The organism is Aeromonas sp. HMWF015, assembly GCF_963878965.1.
Taxonomy (GTDB): Bacteria; Pseudomonadota; Gammaproteobacteria; order Enterobacterales; family Aeromonadaceae; genus Aeromonas; species Aeromonas veronii.
The window spans coordinates 1-1,095 of sequence record NZ_CAWNZT010000447.1; the positions used below are offsets into that span (position 1 = coordinate 1).

General features: G+C 45.0%; 1 protein-coding gene. It reads right to left on the reverse strand.

Annotated features, from left to right (window positions below):
• The coding region (locus tag AACS18_RS22920) for a fimbrial protein (protein WP_108613405.1) at positions 1-489 on the reverse strand (489 nt) is incomplete at its 3' end.
• Positions 490-1,095: the final 606 nt, after the last annotated feature.

Sequence of the window (1,095 nt, forward strand, 5' to 3'; positions counted from 1 at the left end):
CGGGTTGGTGTCTTGTTTTGCATAGCCTTTCAGCACGGCGCTGAACGGCAGTTCGTTATCACCATTAACCAGGGTAAAGGCTGAAGTCGGAGTACCCAGCACGATCGGATCACCACCCGGAGCGGTCATCTTGATACCGGCACCAGCGGCTTGACCACCACCGATCACCAGCAGGCTGGAATCTACCGGGTCTTTGGCACCGCTGAAAGTCACCTTGACAGCATCTTCGGCGTCGGAGATTTCACAGTTCAGCAGCTTGATGCTGAACGGCTTGGAGTTGGACTCACCACCGTTGGCCAGCTCTTTGGTGCTGATCTGGCCCATTTCAACAACCTGGTCAACAGACTCAGGGGCTACAGAGCAAGGGGCGTTGATGATTTCACCGTTAAAAGTGACTTTACCGGAACCGGCACCACCAGCAGCAAAAGCGGAGCCGCACAGCAGCATGGAACCAACACCCATAGCAACCAGAATCTTATTAGCTTTCATTCGTTTATACCTACATTAACGTGTGTTGTACTGCATCACTCCAATCATGCTGGAGTCACGATATTAAGTGATGCCGCGATATACTGCACAGCAACTGTTGGCGCTCGTCTCTCATTAAGCCGATGAGAAGTCATGCCAATAATAAACTGTGCCTTTTCAGGTTTATTTAAATAAGCAAAAGCAGCACACCGCATCAGGGGTAGTTCCCGCTACACCTCAACTGCACAACTACATACGTCCTTGTCGTCTGTGCAGAAAGCCGCATTCTGCTTTTGCTTGACGAACAAATTAACGACTCGTTTGATGCACATCAAATACATTTTGATTTGTATAAATTTTTTTATAAACACAATAAAAACAATGACTTAAACCAACAGTGAAACATGAAGCGATATCATGAAATAAATAAAGTTCATATAAAGGACATCTATTGCAATATTGTCAGACTGTGAATTCAAAGTCGCACACAAAATTTCAACAAGAACACAACAAAGATAATCTATCTATTTTTGACAATAGTTATCAACCACTTCATACCCCCCCCCTAAAGAGGTAATCAGGTAATCAGGTAATCAGGTAATCAGGTAATCAGGTAATCAGGTAATC